Genomic DNA, 18,373 nt, shown 5'->3' on the forward strand with positions numbered 1-18,373 from the left:
ATCGTGGCGGCCCGCGCGTGCCGCCCGGCGACCAGCTGCGCCATCGCGGGCCGACCGGCCCTGTTGCCTTTCCACGACGCCGGCGGGCGCCACTGATCAATAAGGACTCCTCGGCGTGATGTTCGATTGGCCCCTGGACTGGATTGCACTGCTGGTCGCGTTTGCGGCGCTCGCCTTCGCCCGCAAGACCTCCGATCGCTTGGCCGAGGTGCAGGCCCGGCTGGCCAAGCTGGAGGCTGCACGCCCGATTGGGATCGCACCGGCGGTCCCCGGCGCACCGCCGCTGAGCCCGCTGCAGGAGCCCGCCACAGCCCCGGCGGTGCCGCCGCCACTGCCGGAGGTGACGGAGCCCGCTTTGCAGCCCGCAGCCGTCACGGCGGACCAGACGGCCGACCCCGGCCCCCCGGCCGTGCCGCCGCTGCCCCAGCCGGTGGCCGGCTTCGAGGAGCGCATCGGCACCCGCTGGGTGGTGTGGATCGGCGGGCTGACGCTCGCCCTCGGCGGCTTCTTCATGGTGCGCTATTCGATCGAGGCCGGCCTGGTCGGCCCCGAGGTGCGCGTCGCGCTGGGCGCGCTGTTCGCCGCCGCGCTGCTCGCCGCCGGCGAGTGGACCAGGCGCAAGGAAAGCATCTCGCAGATCGCCGCGCTGCCGATCGCCAATATTCCGGCGATCCTGACCGCCGCCGGCACCGCGGTGGCCTTCGCCACCGTCTACGCGGCCTATGCGCTGTACGGGTTCCTGCCGCCCGCCTTCGCCTTCGTGCTGCTCGGCCTGGTGGCGCTGGGTACGCTGGCGGCCGCGCTCCTGCATGGTCCGGCGCTGGCTGGGCTCGGCCTCGTCGCGGCGTTCACGACACCGGTGCTGGTGTCGACCGGCGAGCCGAACTATTGGGCGCTGTATATCTATCTCGCCATCGTCACGGCCGCCGCTTTCGCGCTGGCCCGCGTGCGGCTGTGGCGCTGGCTCGCGATGACCTCCATCGGGCTGTCGTTCCTGTGGACGCTGCCCGGGCTCGACATGGGCATCGAGACCGTCGCGCCGCACGTGTTCCACGTCATCGCCGGCTTTGCGCTGGCGGCGCTGATCGTCGTCTGCGGCTTCGTGTTCGGACCGGCCGCCGAGAACGACGACGCCGAGCCGATTTCATCAGCCGCGCTGGCCGTCTACCTGCTGGGCGCGATGCTGGTCGTGCTGGCGAGCTTCCATGATGGCCTCGCGCTGATCGGCTTCACGGTGCTGGTCGCGGCGACGCTCGCGGTGGCCTGGCGCGCTCCGAGCGCGAGCGGCGCAGTCGGCGCGGCGGCCGCCACGGTGTTCCTGGTGTTCGCCGAATGGGCGCTGCGCGACAATCCCGACCTCCTGGTGCTGCCCGGCGGCGCGCTGCCCTCGATGGGACCGAACCCGCTCGGGGCGTCGGTGTCGTGGCATCTGGTGACGGCGGCGATCTTCGCGATCGGCTTCGGCGCCGCCGGTTTCCTGGCGCAGGGGCGCTCGGAGAATGCCGTTGTGCCGGTGGTGTGGTCGGCGGCCGGCGTGTTCACACCGCTCGCACTGCTGGTCGCCCTGTACGCGCGCATCGCCCATCTCGATCGCTCCATTCCGTTCGCGATTCTGGCGGTGGTGCTCGCAGCAACCCTGGCCGTGGCGACCGAGGCGCTGACCCGGCGGGAGGAGCGGCCCGGCCTCAGTTTCTCGATCGCCTTGTTCGCGACCGGCACGCTGGGCGCGCTGGCGCTGGCGCTGACCTTTGCGCTGGAGAAGGGCTGGCTGACGATCGCGCTCGCCCTGATGTCGCTTGGCACCGCCTGGATCTTCGAGCACCGGCCGATCCCATTCCTGCGCATCCTGGCCGCGGCCTTTGCCGGGCTCGTGGTGCTCCGCATCGGCTACGACCCGCGGATTGTCGGCGCCGATGTCGGCACCACGCCGATCCTGAACTGGCTGCTCTGGGGCTATGGCGTGCCAGCGGCGTCGTTCTGGGGCGCGAGCTATCTGATGCGCCGCTATGGCGACGACGCGCCGCTGCGCGCCGTCGAGGCCGCCGCGATCCTGTTCACCACCCTGCTCGCCTTTCTGGAGATCCGCCACGCGGTCAATGACGGCGACATGCTGGCGGTGCCCTCGCTCGCGGAGATCGGGCTGGATGTCTGCGTCGCGCTGGCGCTGGCGATCGGGCTGGAGCGGCTGCGCGCGCAGAGCGGCAGCGTGGTTCACAATGTCAGCGCTGTGATCCTGACCGGCTTTGCCGGGGGCGCCACCCTCTTCGGATTGCTGCTGCTCGAGAATCCAATGATCTCGGACGTCACGATCCAAGGCGGCCTGCTCAACATCCTCATCCTGGCCTACGCGTTCCCGGCGGTGCTGATGCTGCTGCTGTCTTATGCGGTGGCGGGGCGCCGCCCCCCGGCCTACGGGAATACGCTCGCAGCCGGCGCGCTGATCCTGGCGCTGTCCTATGTGAGCCTCGAGATCCGCCGGATCTATCACGGTCCCGACCTGACCAGCGGGCCGACCAGCGCGGCCGAGCAGTACACCTACTCGATCGTCTGGCTCATCCTCGGCGTGGCGCTGCTCGGGATCGGCGTCATCGTGCAGTCGCAGCGCGCCCGCCTTGCGTCGGCGATCGTGATCGCGCTGACGATCCTGAAGGCCTTCCTGGTCGACATGTCGGCGCTCACCGGGGTCTGGCGCGCGCTGTCGTTCATCGGCCTTGGCCTCGTGCTGGTCGCCATCGGCTGGCTGTACCAGAAGGTGCTGTTCCGCCGGCAGCAGCAGGCTCCGCCTGCTGCGCCGGTGGCGTAGACCTCACGCTGCGCGCACCGACTGGAGGAAGCTCGCCACCTCACGCTTCAGACGATCGCTGTCGGAGGCCAGCGACTTCGCGGCATCGAGCACATGCGTCGACGCCTGGCCGGTCTCCGCCGCGCCCCGCTGCACGTCGACCACGTTGGACGACACCTGCTGCGTGCCGTGCGAGGCCTGCTGGACGTTGCGCGCGATCTCCTGGGTCGCCGCGCCCTGCTCTTCCACGGCAGCGGCGATCGCCGAGGAGATTTCCGACAGCCGCTCGATGGTGCCCGAGATGTCGCGGATGGCGCCGACAGATTCCTGAGTCGCAGCCTGGATGCTGCCGATCTGCTGGCCGATCTCGTCGGTCGCCTTCGCGGTCTGCTCGGCCAGCGCCTTCACTTCGGAGGCGACCACCGCGAAGCCGCGGCCGGCCTCGCCGGCGCGTGCCGCCTCGATCGTGGCGTTCAGCGCCAGCAGGTTGGTCTGCCCGGCGATAGAGTTGATCAGCTCCACGACGTCGCCGATGCGGGCCGCGGCCTTCGACAATTCGCCGACGCGATCGTTGGTCTGGCGTGCCTGCGAGACGGCCTCCTGCGCCATGCGCGCCGATTCCTGCACCTGGCGGCTGATCTCGGTGATCGATGATGACAGCTCCTCGGTGGCCGAGGCGACCGATTGCACATTGGTCGAGGCTTCCTCCGAGGCGGCTGCGACCTGGGTCGAGATCTGCTGCGAGCGTGTCGCCGTCGACGACAGCGCGCCGGCGGAATGCTCGAGCTCGGTGGACGCCGAGGACACTGTCTGCACGATCTCACCGATCGTATTCTCGAACTGGCGGGTGAGGTTGTCGACGCGACGGCCGCGCTCGATCTTGGCCTCGGCGTCGCGCGCGGCGAGCGCATCGGCCTCTCGCTTCGCGATCAGCGCCTCCTTGAACACCTGCAGGGTGTCGGCCATCGCGCCCATTTCGGTCGGCTCACCGCGGTGCGGCACCTCGGCCGCGAGATCGCCCTCGCCGAGCGCCTGCATCGGCTTGATGATCGAGGCGATGCCGGAGGAGACGTCGTGCACGAGATAGAAACCGACGCCGACGCCGGCTGCGAGAGCCCCGAGAATGATGGAGGTCACGACCCAGAAGGTGACATTGTAGCTGTCGGCCGCGTCGCGCGTGGCCGTCTCCGCGCCCTTGTCGTTATAGTCGATCGCCTTGGTGAGAATCTCCTCCTGCGCGGCCGCCGCCGCGCCGGCGGGCTTGAACAGCGCATCGACGTCGTCGGGCAGCTTGCCGATGCTCTTGCGCGAGACCTCGAGCACTTTCTCGGCCTCGGCGGTGTATTTGTCCCAAGCGCGCGTCCAGGATTCGTAGATGCTGCGCTCCTCGGCCGTCGAGATCAGCGGCTGATAGGCCTTGATGTCCTTCTTCACCTTGTCGAACACATCGGCAATGCGCTTGTCGTTGTTGGCTTTCGCCTCCGGGGTCAGCGCCATCACGTGGGCGCGCAGCGTGAGCCGGTAGACGTTGATGTCGGCGCGCAGGTTGCCGAGCACCCGCACGCTCGGCAGCCAGTTGGTGGAGATGTCGACCGTTCGTGCGTTGATGCCCTGCATGCTGCGCAGCGCCAGCACGCCCATGCCGGACATCACCACGAGGAGGAGTGCGATGACGGCAATGATCTTGAGGCGAATGGAAAGCTTGGACACGTCCGTTGATCCTCCGCGAAAAACGTCTCGCACGGCCGATCGCATCTGCACGGCCGACAGCAGTGTTGCGGCGCCCGGCGCGCCGCTGCGAAACGGACAAAAGCGGCGGCTGCCTCACGCCAGCCTGCCGCTTTCTCAGCAAAGTTCCGTTAATGCTGAACGTCGTACGAATACGGGTTCGGCAGCATCGATTCCTGCAGCAGATCAGGCTGCGCGGACTGATTGCAAGAATGAGGCGACCTCACGCTTCAAGCGGTCACTGTCGGACGCCAGCGATTGCGCTGCGGACAGCACATGCGACGACGCCGTTCCCGTCTCAGTAGCGCCGCGCTGCACGTCGACCACGTTCGAGGACACCTGCTGGGTGCCCTGTGACGCCTGCTGGACGTTGCGCGAGATCTCCTGGGTGGCGGCGCCCTGCTCTTCCACCGCGGCGGCGATCGCCGACGAGATCTCGGACAGCTTTTCGATCGTCGTCGAGATCGCCTTGATCGCACCGACCGATTCCTGCGTCGCGGCCTGGATGCCGGACACCTGCTGACCGATTTCGTCCGTGGCCTTGGCAGTCTGCTCCGCCAGCGCCTTCACCTCGGACGCGACGACCGCGAAGCCGCGCCCGGCATCGCCGGCACGGGCGGCCTCGATGGTCGCGTTCAGCGCCAGCAGGTTGGTCTGGCCTGCGATCGTATTGATCAGCTCGACCACGTCGCCGATGCGCGCGGCGGCCTTGGTCAGCTCACCGACGCGATCATTGGTCATACGTGCCTGCTCGACCGCCTCATTGGCCATGCGCGCCGATTCCTGCACCTGACGGCTGATCTCGGTGATCGACGAGGACAGCTCCTCGGTGGCGGAGGCGACCGACTGCACGTTGGTCGATGCTTCCTCGGAGGCCGCTGCGACCGCGGTCGAAATTTCCTGGGAGCGGTTTGCCGTCGAGGACAGCGCGCCGGCGGAATGCTCGAGCTCGGTCGACGCCGACGACACCGTCTGCACGATCTCGCCGATCGTCGCCTCGAACTGGCGCGTGATGGCATCGACGCGGCGGCCACGCTCGATCTTGGCTTCGGCATCGCGCGCAGCGAGCTCGTCGGCTGCCTTCTTGGCGATCAAGGCTTCCTTGAAGACCTGCAGCGTGTCCGCCATGGCGCCGATCTCGGTCGGCTCGCCGCGATGCGTCACCTCCGCACCCAGGTCGCCCTTGGCCAGCTCCTGCATCGGCTTGATGATCGAGGCGATGCCCTGCGAGACGTTCTGCACCAGATAGAAGCCGACGGCGACGCCGGCGATGACGGCCGCCGCGATGATCGAGACGACGAGCCACATCGCGCGTGAGTAGCTGTCGGCGGCGTCCCGGGTCGCGTCGGCGGCGCCCTTGTTGTTGAACTCGATGTCCTGGACAAAGTATTTGTCGGCATCGCGCGCGATCGCGGCTGCGGACTTCTCCAGCAGATCGGTGGCCTCGCGCGGAAGCCGTCCGACACTGTTATTGGACGCGTCCATCACCTGCTTGATGACGACGACGTACTTCTCCCAGGCTTGCACCCAGTTGTCATAGATCGCACGCTCCTGCGGCGACGTGATCAGCGGCTCGTAGTTCTTCCGATCCTTGTTGATCGTCTCGAGAATGCCGGTGATCCGCTGGTCGACAGCCTGTTTGGCCTCCGCCGTTTCCGCCATCACATGCGAGCGTAGCGCGACGCGCAGCAGGTTGATATCCGAGCGCAGCTCGCCGATCGCACGCACGCTCGGCAGCCAGTTGGTGGCGATGTCGACCGTGTTCGCGTTGATCGATCGCATGCTGGTCACCGCGAGAACGCCGAGCCCGCACATCGTGACGAGCATGAAGGCGATGACTGATATGATCTTCGTACGGATGGACAGTTTGGACACTGGTGACCCCGGATGGCTGTGCGGTTCTCACCGCTCTCTGCCAACGCTCGATACGGAAACGGATCCGTGTGTGTGTGCGGCGTTGCACAGTGCTTCGATCAGGGCTGAGAAAGATCGTTCCCCGATTGGAACCATTTGGGGAAAAACAAGCCAAACATCCGTTAAACTTACGGCCCGTACTAATACGGAACGCAGCCATCGCCCCTGCGCCGCCGGTGGGCACAAGGGTGTCGACGGGCCAACCGCCCAATGCTGCTGGAGGCCTGATGCTGCAGGCCGCAGGGACACATCTGCAGGTTTTATTGGTATGCCAGGGCTCTTAAAAGCGAGTTACTACCACTGCATGTATTTTGTGCAACATCGCGCCAAAGGTGTAGGTAGGCATGACGGTCCTGTATCGCCGATGCCGGCCCAGGTTCGGCGGAGCAAGGCGATGAGCAGGAGGCCGTCCAGGAGCTGGCTGACACGGCCGCGGCCCGAAGGCATGGAACGCCTTTCAGGGCGAGAGCTTGAGGATCTTCGGCCCGACGCGATGACATCGAGCGCTCACAGGATCCCCGAAACAAGCTGCGATCAGCACAGGGGCAATCGGAGTTGCCCACACGGCGCGATGGCGTAGCCGAGACTCAGCTGACGGCTTCCGAGACCAGACGGATTCGAAACACCGGCTGCTTGGATTCGTCGAGCAGTTCCATCTGCCACTCAGTCCCCTGCTGCAGCGTGCGCGAGATGCCACCAATCAGATCGGAGCAGACCGCGGTCAGCTCTTTCCAGGCCGATTCCCGATTGGCAAATTCGTAAGGCTGATCAGCCGCGCCGGAATAACGACCCTGGCTGATACGGAAGAAATAAAGCGACATAATCGACCCTCTCTGTGGGCCACCCCCCGGTCGCAAACTGCATCGCGAGTCGCTACCGAGGCATGAATCTAGCCGTCCGTACGACTACGGCGCAATGACCGCTAGCGTGCGGTCACCAGGAGAAATGTTGCTTTATGTTAAGCGGGAGCGGCGGTTTGAACGACCACCGAGCTAACAACTAATCAGTCGAACGACGCAGTTCCGGCGCGACGTCGGACTTTGCGCTCTCGGATTTCGTTTCGACCTTCGCAGGCTCCGCCTTCACGGGCTCCACCTTGCTCCGCTCCACGCGCGGCGTCTCGACGCGCGCCGCCACCTCGGTGTGAGACGGATCGGCAGCAGGCGCTGCGGCACGCGTCGCACGCGGCCGCGCCACGGCACGCGCCATCAGCATCGTGGCGCCGCCCTGATGCTGGAAGTCGCAATAGGCAAAGGCGCCGAGACCGGAGACCGAACCGCGGAAGCTGCGCTCATCCTTCTTGTCGAGGTTGAAGCAGGGTTCGAACGGCATGCCCTTGATCGACGCACAGACATTCTGTCCGCGGATCTGCAGGGTGTTGCCGGGCAGGCGGATGTGACGGACCGGGCCCGAGCCCGAGAACTGCACCGCACCGGCAGCCCCCATATCATCGAGAATCCGCCCCGCACCGCGGGTGCCGTCGACACAGGTGAAAGCGAACACTTTCCCCGCGACGAATTTCCGCGCCTCATCGGCTGTCATCGATCCTGCGATCGCGGGAGCGACCACGGCTCCGGCCGTCACGGTCCCCAGCAAAAAACGCCCGAGCATGCATCAAACTCCACTTAACCCCACGCAGCGGGTAAGGCGGTATCTTTACCCCATGCTTACCATACCAACCATGGCAACAATGGAGCAGCATGGTTTGAAAAGTCTGAACAACCTCAGGATATTCTTACCACCGTGCGGCCGCGGACCTGGCCGGCGAGGATCTGCGGCCCCAGCGAGGCGACCTGATCCAAGGGAATTTCGTGAGTAATTTCAGATAGTTTTGCGCGATCCAAATCGGCAGCCAGGCGCGACCAGGCCGCTTTCCGGGCCGGCAGCGGGCACATCACCGAATCGATGCCCAGAAGGCACACGCCGCGCAGAATGAACGGTGCGACCGAAGACGGCAGATCCATCCCGGCCGCCAGACCGCAGGCGGCAATGGCACCGCCATACCTTGTCATCGACAGCAGGTTGGCGAGCGTATTGGAGCCGACGCTGTCGATGCCCCCTGCCCAGCGCTCCTTCGCCAGCGGCTTGGCCGGCCCGGATAATTCGTTGCGGTCAATGATTTCGGCGGCGCCCAGCGACTTCAGATAGTCCGCCTCGGCGAGCCGTCCGGTCGAGGCGATCACGTGGTAGCCGAGCTTGGCAAGCACCGCCGTCGCCACCGAGCCGACGCCGCCGGCCGCCCCGGTCACGACCACCGGGCCACTCGCCGGTGTCAGCCCATGCTTCTCAAGGGCCAGAACTGCGAGCATCGCGGTGAAGCCGGCCGTGCCGATCGCCATCGCATCGCGCGCCGAGAGGCCCGGCGGCAGGCCGACCAGCCAATCCCCCTTGACCCTGGCCTTTTCGGCATAGGCACCGAGATGCGTCTCGCCCATGCCCCAGCCGGTACAGATCACCGCATCGCCGGGCTTCCATTGCGGATGAGACGATTGCTCGACCGTGCCTGCGAAATCGATGCCCGCGATCATCGGGAAGCGGCGGACCACCGGCGCCTTCCCGGTCAGCGCCAGCCCGTCCTTGTAGTTCAGCGTCGACCATTCGACCTTCACGGTGACGTCGCCATCCATCAGTTCGGCTTCGTCGAACTGCGTCAGCGTCGCTGTCGTCCCCTTGTCGGCCTTGTCGATCCGGATCGCCTTGAACGTTCCCACAGCGGCACTCCCTGCGCTTTCTTCGTCTCGCGCCATGTTTAGCCGATCGGATCGGCGGCGCAACTCAGGTCGCGGGCACGGCCCGCGCCAACGGCTTCTCGACGATCGGCAGGTTGATCAGCGCCGACAGCACGCCGAACAGGATGGAGAGCCACCAGATCGGGGTATATGAGCCATAGCGCTCGAACACGAGGCCGCCGAGCCAGACGCCGAGGAAGCCACCGACCTGGTGGCTGACGAACGCAAAGCCGTACAGCGTGGCGAGCCAGCGGGTGCCGAACATGATCGCGACCAGCGACGAGGTCGGCGGCACCGTGGAAAGCCAGGCGAGCCCCGAAACCGCGCCGAAGGCGATCGCGGTGGCCGGCGTGACCGGGAACGAGATGAAGGCAAGCGTCGCCAGCGCGCGGGTGAAGTAGATGAAGGACAGGATGTAGCGCTTCGGCAGCCGGCTCTGCAGCCAGCCGACGCTGAGCGAGCCGATGATGTTGAACAGGCCGATCGCTGCGATCACCCAGCCGCCGACCTGCGCCGACAGGCCGCGATCGACCAGGAATGCCGGCAGGTGCACGGTGATGAAGGCCAGCTGGAAGCCGCAGGTGAAGAAGCCGAGCACCAGCAGCACGTAAGAGCGGTGGCCGAACGCTTCCATCAGCGCGGTCGTGAACGACTGCTGCTCGGCATCCGTCGGCTTGGCCTCGGCGGCCGGCGGTGTTGCGACTGCGAGCGACAGCGGCACGATGAACAGCATCAAGGTTGCGAACACCATCAGCGCGCTCTGCCAGCCGAACTGATCGATCAGGGCGACGCCGAACGGCGCGAACAGGAACTGGCCGAGCGAGCCCGCGGCCGTGCCGGCACCGAGCGCCACACCGCGCCGCTCCGGCGGCAGCAGCTTGCTGAAGGCTGACAGAATGAGATTGAACGAGCAACCCGACAGGCCGAAGCCGACCAGCACGCCGGCGCCGATGTTGAGCGACAGCGGCGAGGTGGAATAGCGCATCATCAGCAGGCCGCCAGCATAGAGCAGCGCGCCGACGCAGATCACGCGCATGACGCCAAAACGATCGGCGATGGCGCCGGCAAGCGGCTGGCCGAGCCCCCAGAGCAGGTTCTGCACGGCGACCGCCAGCGCGAACACGTCGCGGCCCCAGGCGAATTCGCGGCTCATCGGCTGCACGAAGAAGCCCAGGCTCGAACGCGGACCGAAGCTCAGGAGCGCAATGGCGCAGCCGCAAACGATGATGACGAGCGGCGTTCGCCAGCCCGCGGCACGGGAGGCCGCGAGATCGCCTGCCTGAATCGACATGGGTGTCCTCCTGACGCGCGCCGTGTTGTCCGGTTCGCTGTCCACGGATTAATGCATTTGCATTGAAATCCCAAGCCCAAAAGCGGAACCCAGCCATGAAAAATAGTGGCAGATGGCGAGTTGGTAGATGCCGACAGAGCGCAACCTCAGCGGAACGAGTTCCGCATGTGGAACTCACACGTGATGTGTGCGGCCCGTCAAACGTCTTTTCACGCGAGTCAGCAGAGACATTTCAGCCTCCGCGGGAGTGACTTGCAGAACAGCCGCGATTTGTCACCAAACACCGCTAAACAACGAAGGAAGTCCCTGAAGAAGAACTAACAAGTAGCGCCGTAGACATATGCTCGGAATGTGGAATTGGACAGCAGATGAACCACCACCAGATCGAGCCGTCAGGCCATGTCGTGATCGTCGGCGCCGGCATTGCCGGACTGTTCTGCGCCCTCAAGCTCGCGCCGCAACCTGTCACGCTGATCTCTGCAACGACGCTCGGCGAGGACTCCTTCGGCTCGACCATGCAGGCCGACATCGCGGCGGCCATTTCTGCCGACGACACTCCGCAAGCTCACGCCGCCGACATGATCGCGGCCGGGGGTGGCCTGGTGGAGGCGGCTGCGGCGCTGGAGCTCGCCACTGATGCGGCGGCGCGGATCGAGGATCTGATCCGGCTCGGCGTCGCGTTCGATCGCGATTACAGGGGGGAGTTGGCGACGTCCCGCGCGGCGGCCCATTCCGTGCGACGCATCCTGAGCGTCCGCGGCGACTTCACCGGGCAGGCGATCGTGACGGCCCTGACCAACGCCGTGCGCGCGACGCCCTCGATCCGCGTGATCGAGAACCATGTCGTCGATGCGCTGCTGACGGAGCACGGCGTCGTGCGCGGCCTGAAATTGCGCAGCTCTGAGGATGGATCTGCCGCGCCCCTGCTGATCGCGGCGGGCGCTGTCGTGCTCGCGACCGGCGGTATCGGCCATCTGTTCGCCACCACGACCAATCCATCTCATGCCAACGGCATCGGCATGGCGATTGCCGCGCGCGCCGGGGCCATCATCGCCGATCCTGAATTCGTCCAGTTTCATCCGACGGCGATGACAGGCGGCAGGGATCCCGCGCCTGTCGTCACCGAGAGCCTGCGCGGCGCCGGCGCGATCCTCGTCAATCGGCGCGGTCAGCGTTTCATGCTGCCACGGCATCCCCTGGTGGATCTTGCGCCGCGGGACACCGTCGCGCGCGGCATCATGGCCGAGATCTCGGCCGGTCGCGGCGCCTTCCTCGATGCCCGCGACGTGCTCGACGACGACGTCGCTGCGCGCTACCCCATCCTCCATCGAGCCTGTGTGGCGCGCGGCCTGGATCCGACCCGGCAGCCGATTCCGGTGGCGCCGGCGGCGCACTTCCACATGGGCGGCATCGCGATCGATGCCTGCGGCCGCAGCTCGATCGAGGGCCTGTGGGCTGCGGGCGAGGTTGCCGCGACCGCGACGGACGGCGCCAACCATATCGCCGGCAACGCGGTGCTGGCCGCGCTTGTCTTCGCCAACCGGATCGCCACGGACATCTCCGGTCGAACGTTCGCCCCCGCATCGAACCTGCAGAGGATCGCCTTCGCCGAGCCGGGCGGCGCCGACCCCACGCTCACCGAGGGAACGTTGCGCGAGATCATGACCAGCCAGGTCGGCGTGATCCGCGACGAGGAACTGCTGGTCGACGCCATCGCCGTCATTGCCAGGCTCGAGCGTGACGGCTGCAATTCCACCCTGCGCAACATGGCTACAGCGGCGCTGCTGATCGCGACGGCCGCCTGGAGCCGGCGCGAGAGTCGCGGGGCGCATTGCCGCGCCGATTGCCCTGCGGAGAATCCAAGCTTCGCGCAGCGCACGATGACGACTTTGGCCGCCGCGCGCGAGATCGCCGACCAGCTCGCCGATCGGCCGTCGATACGCCTGCCGCGGCCGCTGAGCGCATAGCGCGAGACGCCGCGCGCTGTTATCGCCGCGTCCAGTTCGGATTGATCTCGGCTTCGCTCTTGGCGGCCTCGGCCAGCTCGGCCGAAATGGCCGCCGTCTGCTGCGGCGTGCCCCAGCTCGGCGCGTCGCTGCCGTCGCCCCATTTCTTCGGCCGGTAGAAGGTGTGGACGCCGAACTTGTACATGCGCTTCATCTCGGCAACCCAGGACGGCCGCACCCAATAGGCGTGATAGTGGGTCGACTTGCCCACCTCCGGCAGCCAGATCTGTCCGTCGAGCATGGCCGCAGCGATCTTCTTGGCGCGCTCCCACATGTCGGGCTCGCGGATCACGTCGGCGGTGTTGTCGCAGGCGAAGGTGAACTGGCAGGCGAAGTGGCGGTATTTGTTCTGGTAGACGACGCCGCACACCGTGGTCGGATAATAGCCGGAGAAAGCGCGGTTCAACACCACCTGGGCCACCGCGATCTGGCCACGCACCGCCTCGCCGCGGGATTCGAAATAGACCGCCTCGGCCAGGCACTTTTCCGATTTGAAGCGTGACTTCTCATCGGTGAGTCCCAACCGCTCGGCCGGCGTCCGCGCCCGCTGATTGTCGGTGTTGACCTCGCCCTTGGCCGCGATGCTCTCGCCGCCATCCCCGGTCTTGGTGCCTTCGCCAGCCGGCTGCGACAGCGCCGCCATCGATTTGAGGTCCGGATCCGGCATGACGATCAAGGGCGCCTCGCCGGGCTGCCAGGTCTCCATGGTTCCGGCCTCACCGCCCAGCGATGACGTGCCGAAATAGAGGTTGGAGGTCTTGATCGTGAGGCCGTCATAGCTGACCGCACTGTCGACGGCAGCCGCATCCGTCGCGGGCTTGAGTTCAGCCGAGGGCTGTATCTCGGGTTTCGCCGACTCATATTGCGCGAGCGGCGGGGCGCTCAAAGCTTCCTGCAATTCAGGATCGAGTGCAGCGCGCGGCGCCGGCAGCGGCGCCACCGGCGCTTCAGTGGTCTTCGCGCCGAACACCGACGAATTCGAATCCGTCGGCGCGGGCGACATCGCCGGCGCGGGCTCGGGCGGCGCGGGAGCCGGTTCGGCGGCCTCGGTCGGCACCGACGATGGCTGCGGCTGAGACGGAGGGCGCACGACGAGGCGATCACCTTTCAGCGTGCGGTCGACTTTCGGAAAATCCGAGGCCTGATAGCGCGGCGGGACCTGCAGCGCCGGATTGCGCGGCGTCGAGCCGGTGATGTCGAAGTCACGGCCGTCCAGGCTTGCCAGGCGGATGCTCCACGCCTGCGGCGCCGAGGTTCCAATCGGACGACCAAAGCTGTAGGTGGCGAGCTGCACCGAGGCAGCGGCCGAGAAAACACGCTTCTGCCAGCGCTCGGCGACGCCTGGCTGGCGGGCGAGCAGGGAAGCGATATCTTGATACCCGGTCTCTGTCGGCATCAGAGCGAAGACGCAGAGACCGAGTCCGAAGGACGCAAACCGCGCGCCCTTCGGACCGGGACGCAGAACTACCATCGATACGCTCAACGCAACGCTACGCTACTCACTCGACCGAACGACAGTGCTTCCGTGCAATTCGATCTGTCATCTTCGTATCGGGTTTAGGTTGCTGAGGAGTTAACCCGCGTTGCAGGATCGAAACATGCAAGCGGCGAAGTTGCACAGCGTGATGCGATCGATGCGCGTGGTAAATGGCGCACCGACAAGAGCAGTGAACATTCGGTCAACGAAAGCGGTGAATGAAAATCAACCGCATATGAAGCGGAGGTTCCCGCCGGCGGTATCTCAGACATCGAGCTGCGATCCAATCAGGCTCGCTCCTCGTCATTCCGGGGCGCGCGCGGCGCGAGCCCGGAATCCATAGCCACAGGCCGCTATGAGACGCGAGATGTGCGCGGCGCTCGTCTTCGTAACAATGACCGTTCGTGGTTATGGAGTCGAGGCTCTTGCGCGCTGCCTCAAAATGGCTTTGCCATTTTGCGCGCGAATGCCCCGGAATGACGGCAGTGGGGGCGAGCCACTCGCCTCGATCCACTCACGCGCGCCGCATCGGCAAGCTCAGGTCCTCAAACGACAAAGGCCGGCAACATCTGCCGGCCTTCATCAGATCAGTTCGATTGCAGCAAGCTCAGGCTTGGCTGGCGATCTCCTTGCCGAGCGCAGACTGCGCGGCGGCGAGGCGCGCGATCGGCACACGATAGGGCGAGCACGACACGTAGTTCATGCCGATCTTGTGGCAGAACGCGACCGAGGCCGGATCGCCGCCATGCTCGCCGCAGATGCCGACCTTGAGGTTGGGCCGCGTGGCGCGGCCGCGCTCGACGCCGATCTTGACCAGTTCGCCGACGCCGTCGCGATCGATCGAGATAAAGGGATCGATCTCCAGGATGCCCTTCGCGACATAGGCGCCGAGGAAGCTGCCGGCGTCGTCGCGGCTGATGCCGTAGGTGGTCTGCGTCAGATCGTTGGTGCCGAACGAGAAGAACTCGGCGGCCTCCGCGATCTGGCCCGCCATCAGGGCTGCGCGCGGCAGCTCGATCATGGTGCCGACCTGATATTCCAGCTTGGCGCCGGTCTCGCGGATGACGGCCTGCGCCATCGCGTCGATGCGCGCCTTGACCAGATCGAACTCGGCCTTGGTGGCGATCAGCGGCACCATCACTTCGAGGCCGACAGCCTCGCCGGTGCGCTTCTCCGCCTCGACGGCCGCCTCGAAGATCGCGCGTGCCTGCATCTCGGCGATCTCCGGATAGGCGATCGCAAGACGGCAGCCGCGGAAACCGAGCATCGGATTGAACTCCGACAGTTCGCGGGCGCGGTCCGCAAGCCGGCGCGGATCGGTGTTCATCGCGCGCGCGACCTCCTCCACCTCGGCCTGGGTGTGCGGCAGGAACTCGTGCAGCGGCGGATCGAGCAGGCGGATCGTGACGGGCAGGCCCTTCATGATCTCGAACAGTTCGACGAAGTCGGCGCGCTGCATCGGCAACAGCTTGGCAAGCGCAGCGCGGCGCTCCTGCTCCTCCTCGGAGAGGATCATCTCGCGCACCGTGCGGATGCGCGTCTCCTCGAAGAACATGTGCTCGGTGCGGCACAGGCCGATGCCCTCGGCGCCGAACTTGATCGCGGTGCGCGCATCCTCCGGGGTGTCTGCATTGACGCGCACGCCGGTCTCGCGCACGGCATCCGCCCAGCCCATCAGCGTACCGAACTCGCCAGACAGCTCCGGCTCGATCATCGGCATGCGTCCCGCCAGCACCTGGCCGACCGAGCCGTCGATGGTGATGACGTCGCCGGTCTTGAAGGTGCGCCCGCCGATGCTCATCGTGCCCCGGCCGTAGTCGACGCGGATGGTGCCGCAGCCGGAGACACAGGGCTTGCCCATGCCGCGCGCGACCACCGCTGCATGCGAGGTCATGCCGCCGCGCGTGGTGAGGATGCCTTCCGCGGCGTGCATGCCGTGGATGTCTTCCGGTGAGGTCTCGATGCGGACCAGGATGACCTTGCGGCCATCGGCCTGCAGCTTGGTCGCCTCGTCCGAGGAGAACACGATCTCGCCCGAGGCTGCGCCCGGCGAGGCCGGCAGGCCGGTCGCGACCACGTCGCGCTTGGCGGCGGGATCGATGGTCGGATGCAGCAGCTGATCGAGCGAGGCCGGATCGACGCGCAGCACGGCGTCGTTCTCCGAGATCAGGCCTTCATTCGCGAGCTCGACGGCGATGCGCAACGCCGCCTTGGCGGTGCGCTTGCCGCTGCGGGTCTGCAGCATCCACAGCTTGCCGCGCTCGACCGTGAACTCCATGTCCTGCATGTCACGGTAGTGCTTTTCGAGCAGTGTGTAGATGCGGGTCAGCTCCTTGAACGCCTCGGGCATCGCGACTTCCATCGAAGCCCGGTCGGAGCCGGACTCGATGCGCGCGTCCTCGGTGATGTCCTGCGGGGTGCGGATGCCGGCGACGACGTCCTCGCCCTGGGCATTGATCAGGAACTCGCCATACAGCTTGCTCTCACCCGTCGAGGGATTGCGGGTGAAGGCGACGCCGGTGGCCGAGGTGTCACCCATGTTGCCGAACACCATCGCCTGGACGTTGACGGCCGTACCCCACGACTCCGGAATGTCGTGCAGCTTGCGATAAGTTACCGCGCGCGCGTTCATCCAGGATGAGAACACCGCGCCGATCGCGCCCCACAGCTGGTCATGCGGATCCTGCGGGAACTCCTTGCCGGTCTCAGTGGCGACCGCTTCCTTGTACTTGCCGACCAGCATCTCCCAATCCTCGGACGAGAGATCGGTGTCGAGCTGATAGCCCTGGCTGTCCTTGAAGCTGTCGAGGATGTCCTCGAAATGATGGTGCTCGAAGCCGAGCACGACATCGGAATACATCGTGATGAAGCGGCGGTAGCTGTCGAAGGCGAAGCGGCGGTCGCCGGACAGCGACGCCAGCGCCTCCACCGTCTGGTCGTTGAGGCCGAGGTTGAGCACGGTGTCCATCATGCCCGGCATCGAGGCGCGGGCGCCGGAGCGCACCGAGACCAGCAGCGGGTTTTCCGGATCGCCGAACGTCTTGTCGGTGAGCTTGCCGATATAATCGAGCGCCTTGTCGACCTGCGCCTGCAGCTCCTTCGGATAGGTCTTGTCGTTGGCGTAGAAGTAGGTGCAGACCGAGGTCGGAATCGTGAAGCCCGGAGGCACCGGCAGGCCGAGATTGGCCATCTCGGCGAGATTGGCGCCCTTGCCACCGAGCAGGTCGCGCAGGCCGGCTTTGCCCTCGGCCTTGCCGTCACCGAAGGTATAGACCCACTTGTTCGGCTTGATCGCGGTCGCCGCGCTCTTGGCCGCGGGCTTCGCAGCCGAGGCTTTGGCAGGCTTGCCAACCGGCTTGGCGACCGTTTTGGCCGGCTTCTTCGGAGCGGTTTTCACCGGCGCTTTGGGCGCCGCCTTCGCAGCCACCTTGGCCGGGGCCTTGGCGGCCGGCTTCGGCGCCGTCTTCAGCGCCTTGCGCGGCGGAGCGAGCGGAGCGGCCTTCGCCTTGCCCGGCTTGGAAGGCTTTGATTTCGCTGCAACTTTCTTAGACTTCGCTACCGCTTTGGCCATGAGATGGTTCGATCCGCAAATGGGGAGGAGAAATCGCGCGCCTTACACCACTTTGGGCGCTGCGGCGCAAGCACAGAGGTTCCCGACCTTGGGACTAGACGGGCCGGAAGACTAGAAATGGAGCCACTTCAGAAGGCCCATGCCGATCAGGCCGTTCAGGATGAGGAAGATCGCGACGATCAGGTTCAACAGCCGCGGCATGATCAGGATGAGCACGCCGGCGATCACGGACATGATCGGCGAGATATGGGCAACGGTCAGGGTCATCGGCGAACTCTGAATTGATGGAAAGAGGAGGTGAGCGATTCGAGTGGGCCGGACTTTATCCCGGCTCATCGTGGCGGAATAGGAGACGCAACAGTAGCGGTTCCGGTTCCCCGCCGTCTGGAACTGCCGCGAAAATGCCTTCGGCCTCGGTCGCGCCGGCTCGGAACGATGCGCAGCCGGTGGCATTGGGAGGCAGGTGCCGGATGTGCCGGCCTTGAATGTCAGCGGATCAACAGCGAGGAGCTCCGTTCATGCGAACCCATCTCACCCTTGCAGGCCTGGTGGCCGCACTCGTGATCCCCGTGGCGGCCGGCGCGCAGTCCTATACCGTGGGTCGCGGCGTCGTCGTCGAAGAGGACGCGCCGCTCATCACCGTCGAGCGGCGCCCGGAATTCCGCGAATATGTCGTGCGGGAGCATGTTCCCAACTATGTGATCCCCGATCGCGTGGTTGTTGGGACCGTTCTCCCGGAGTCCGGTGTTACATATTACGACGTGCCGCAGCGCTTCGGTGCGACACCTTATCGCTACACGGTGGTGAACGGCGAAACTGTTCTGGTCGAACCCCGATCGCGACGGATCATTCAGGTGGTTGAATAGTTATCGAGC

General features: G+C 66.0%; 12 protein-coding genes. 3 read left to right on the plus strand and 9 right to left on the minus strand.

The window, feature by feature from the left end; translation table 11 throughout:
- Nucleotides 1-118: 118 nt before the first annotated feature.
- Nucleotides 119-2,803, plus strand: a complete 2,685-nt coding sequence (locus HL671_RS23745) for a DUF2339 domain-containing protein (RefSeq protein ID WP_172239215.1) — start codon at nucleotides 119-121, stop codon at nucleotides 2,801-2,803.
- A 3-nt stretch (nucleotides 2,804-2,806) separates the two neighbouring features.
- On the opposite strand, the gene HL671_RS23750 is transcribed toward HL671_RS23745, so the two are convergent.
- The 6 genes from HL671_RS23750 to HL671_RS23775 all read right to left on the minus strand — a co-directional run bounded on the left by HL671_RS23750 (nucleotide 2,807) and on the right by HL671_RS23775 (nucleotide 10,444).
- The gene (locus HL671_RS23750) at nucleotides 2,807-4,492 is read right to left on the minus strand and encodes a methyl-accepting chemotaxis protein (RefSeq protein ID WP_172239218.1); all 1,686 of its coding nucleotides are present in this window, start codon (nucleotides 4,490-4,492) and stop codon (nucleotides 2,807-2,809) included.
- Between the two features lie 204 nt (nucleotides 4,493-4,696).
- Nucleotides 4,697-6,385, minus strand: coding sequence for a methyl-accepting chemotaxis protein (locus HL671_RS23755; RefSeq protein WP_172239221.1), 1,689 nt, complete (start codon nucleotides 6,383-6,385; stop codon nucleotides 4,697-4,699).
- Between the two features lie 626 nt (nucleotides 6,386-7,011).
- Nucleotides 7,012-7,245, minus strand: a complete 234-nt coding sequence (locus tag HL671_RS23760) for a DUF6894 family protein (protein ID WP_012042565.1) — start codon at nucleotides 7,243-7,245, stop codon at nucleotides 7,012-7,014.
- Between the two features lie 178 nt (nucleotides 7,246-7,423).
- A complete protein-coding gene (locus tag HL671_RS23765; protein WP_172239224.1) occupies nucleotides 7,424-8,035 on the minus strand; it encodes a hypothetical protein in 612 nt (203 codons plus the stop codon).
- Between the two features lie 113 nt (nucleotides 8,036-8,148).
- Nucleotides 8,149-9,135, minus strand: coding sequence for an acrylyl-CoA reductase (NADPH) (gene acuI, locus HL671_RS23770; protein ID WP_012042563.1), 987 nt, complete (start codon nucleotides 9,133-9,135; stop codon nucleotides 8,149-8,151).
- Between the two features lie 64 nt (nucleotides 9,136-9,199).
- Nucleotides 9,200-10,444, minus strand: coding sequence for an MFS transporter (locus tag HL671_RS23775; protein ID WP_172239227.1), 1,245 nt, complete (start codon nucleotides 10,442-10,444; stop codon nucleotides 9,200-9,202).
- Nucleotides 10,445-10,812: 368 nt separating this feature from the next.
- Between HL671_RS23775 and HL671_RS23780 the strand changes: the two genes are divergently transcribed.
- The gene (locus HL671_RS23780; protein ID WP_172239230.1) at nucleotides 10,813-12,411 is read left to right on the plus strand and encodes an L-aspartate oxidase; all 1,599 of its coding nucleotides are present in this window, start codon (nucleotides 10,813-10,815) and stop codon (nucleotides 12,409-12,411) included.
- 19 nt (nucleotides 12,412-12,430) lie between these two features.
- Here HL671_RS23780 and HL671_RS23785 read toward each other — a convergent pair whose 3' ends face one another.
- The 3 genes from HL671_RS23785 to HL671_RS23795 form a co-directional block, all read right to left on the minus strand.
- On the minus strand, nucleotides 12,431-13,921 hold the full coding sequence (locus HL671_RS23785; protein ID WP_172239233.1) for a cell wall hydrolase: 1,491 nt from the start codon (nucleotides 13,919-13,921) through the stop codon (nucleotides 12,431-12,433).
- Nucleotides 13,922-14,534: 613 nt separating this feature from the next.
- Nucleotides 14,535-17,498: a pyruvate, phosphate dikinase gene (ppdK, locus tag HL671_RS23790; protein ID WP_012042559.1), complete on the minus strand. Its 2,964-nt coding sequence runs from the start codon at nucleotides 17,496-17,498 to the stop codon at nucleotides 14,535-14,537.
- 111 nt (nucleotides 17,499-17,609) lie between these two features.
- Nucleotides 17,610-17,765 carry a DUF3096 domain-containing protein gene (locus HL671_RS23795; RefSeq protein WP_012042558.1) on the minus strand — a complete coding sequence of 52 codons (156 nt, stop codon included), beginning with the start codon at nucleotides 17,763-17,765 and terminating at the stop codon, nucleotides 17,610-17,612.
- Nucleotides 17,766-18,016: 251 nt separating this feature from the next.
- Between HL671_RS23795 and HL671_RS23800 the strand changes: the two genes are divergently transcribed.
- Entirely contained in the window at nucleotides 18,017-18,364 is a 348-nt protein-coding gene (locus HL671_RS23800) for a DUF1236 domain-containing protein (RefSeq protein WP_172239236.1), read from the plus strand.
- Nucleotides 18,365-18,373: the final 9 nt, after the last annotated feature.

It is taken from the genome of Bradyrhizobium denitrificans (genome assembly GCF_013179005.1).
In the GTDB taxonomy this organism is placed as follows: domain Bacteria; phylum Pseudomonadota; class Alphaproteobacteria; order Rhizobiales; family Xanthobacteraceae; genus Bradyrhizobium; species Bradyrhizobium denitrificans.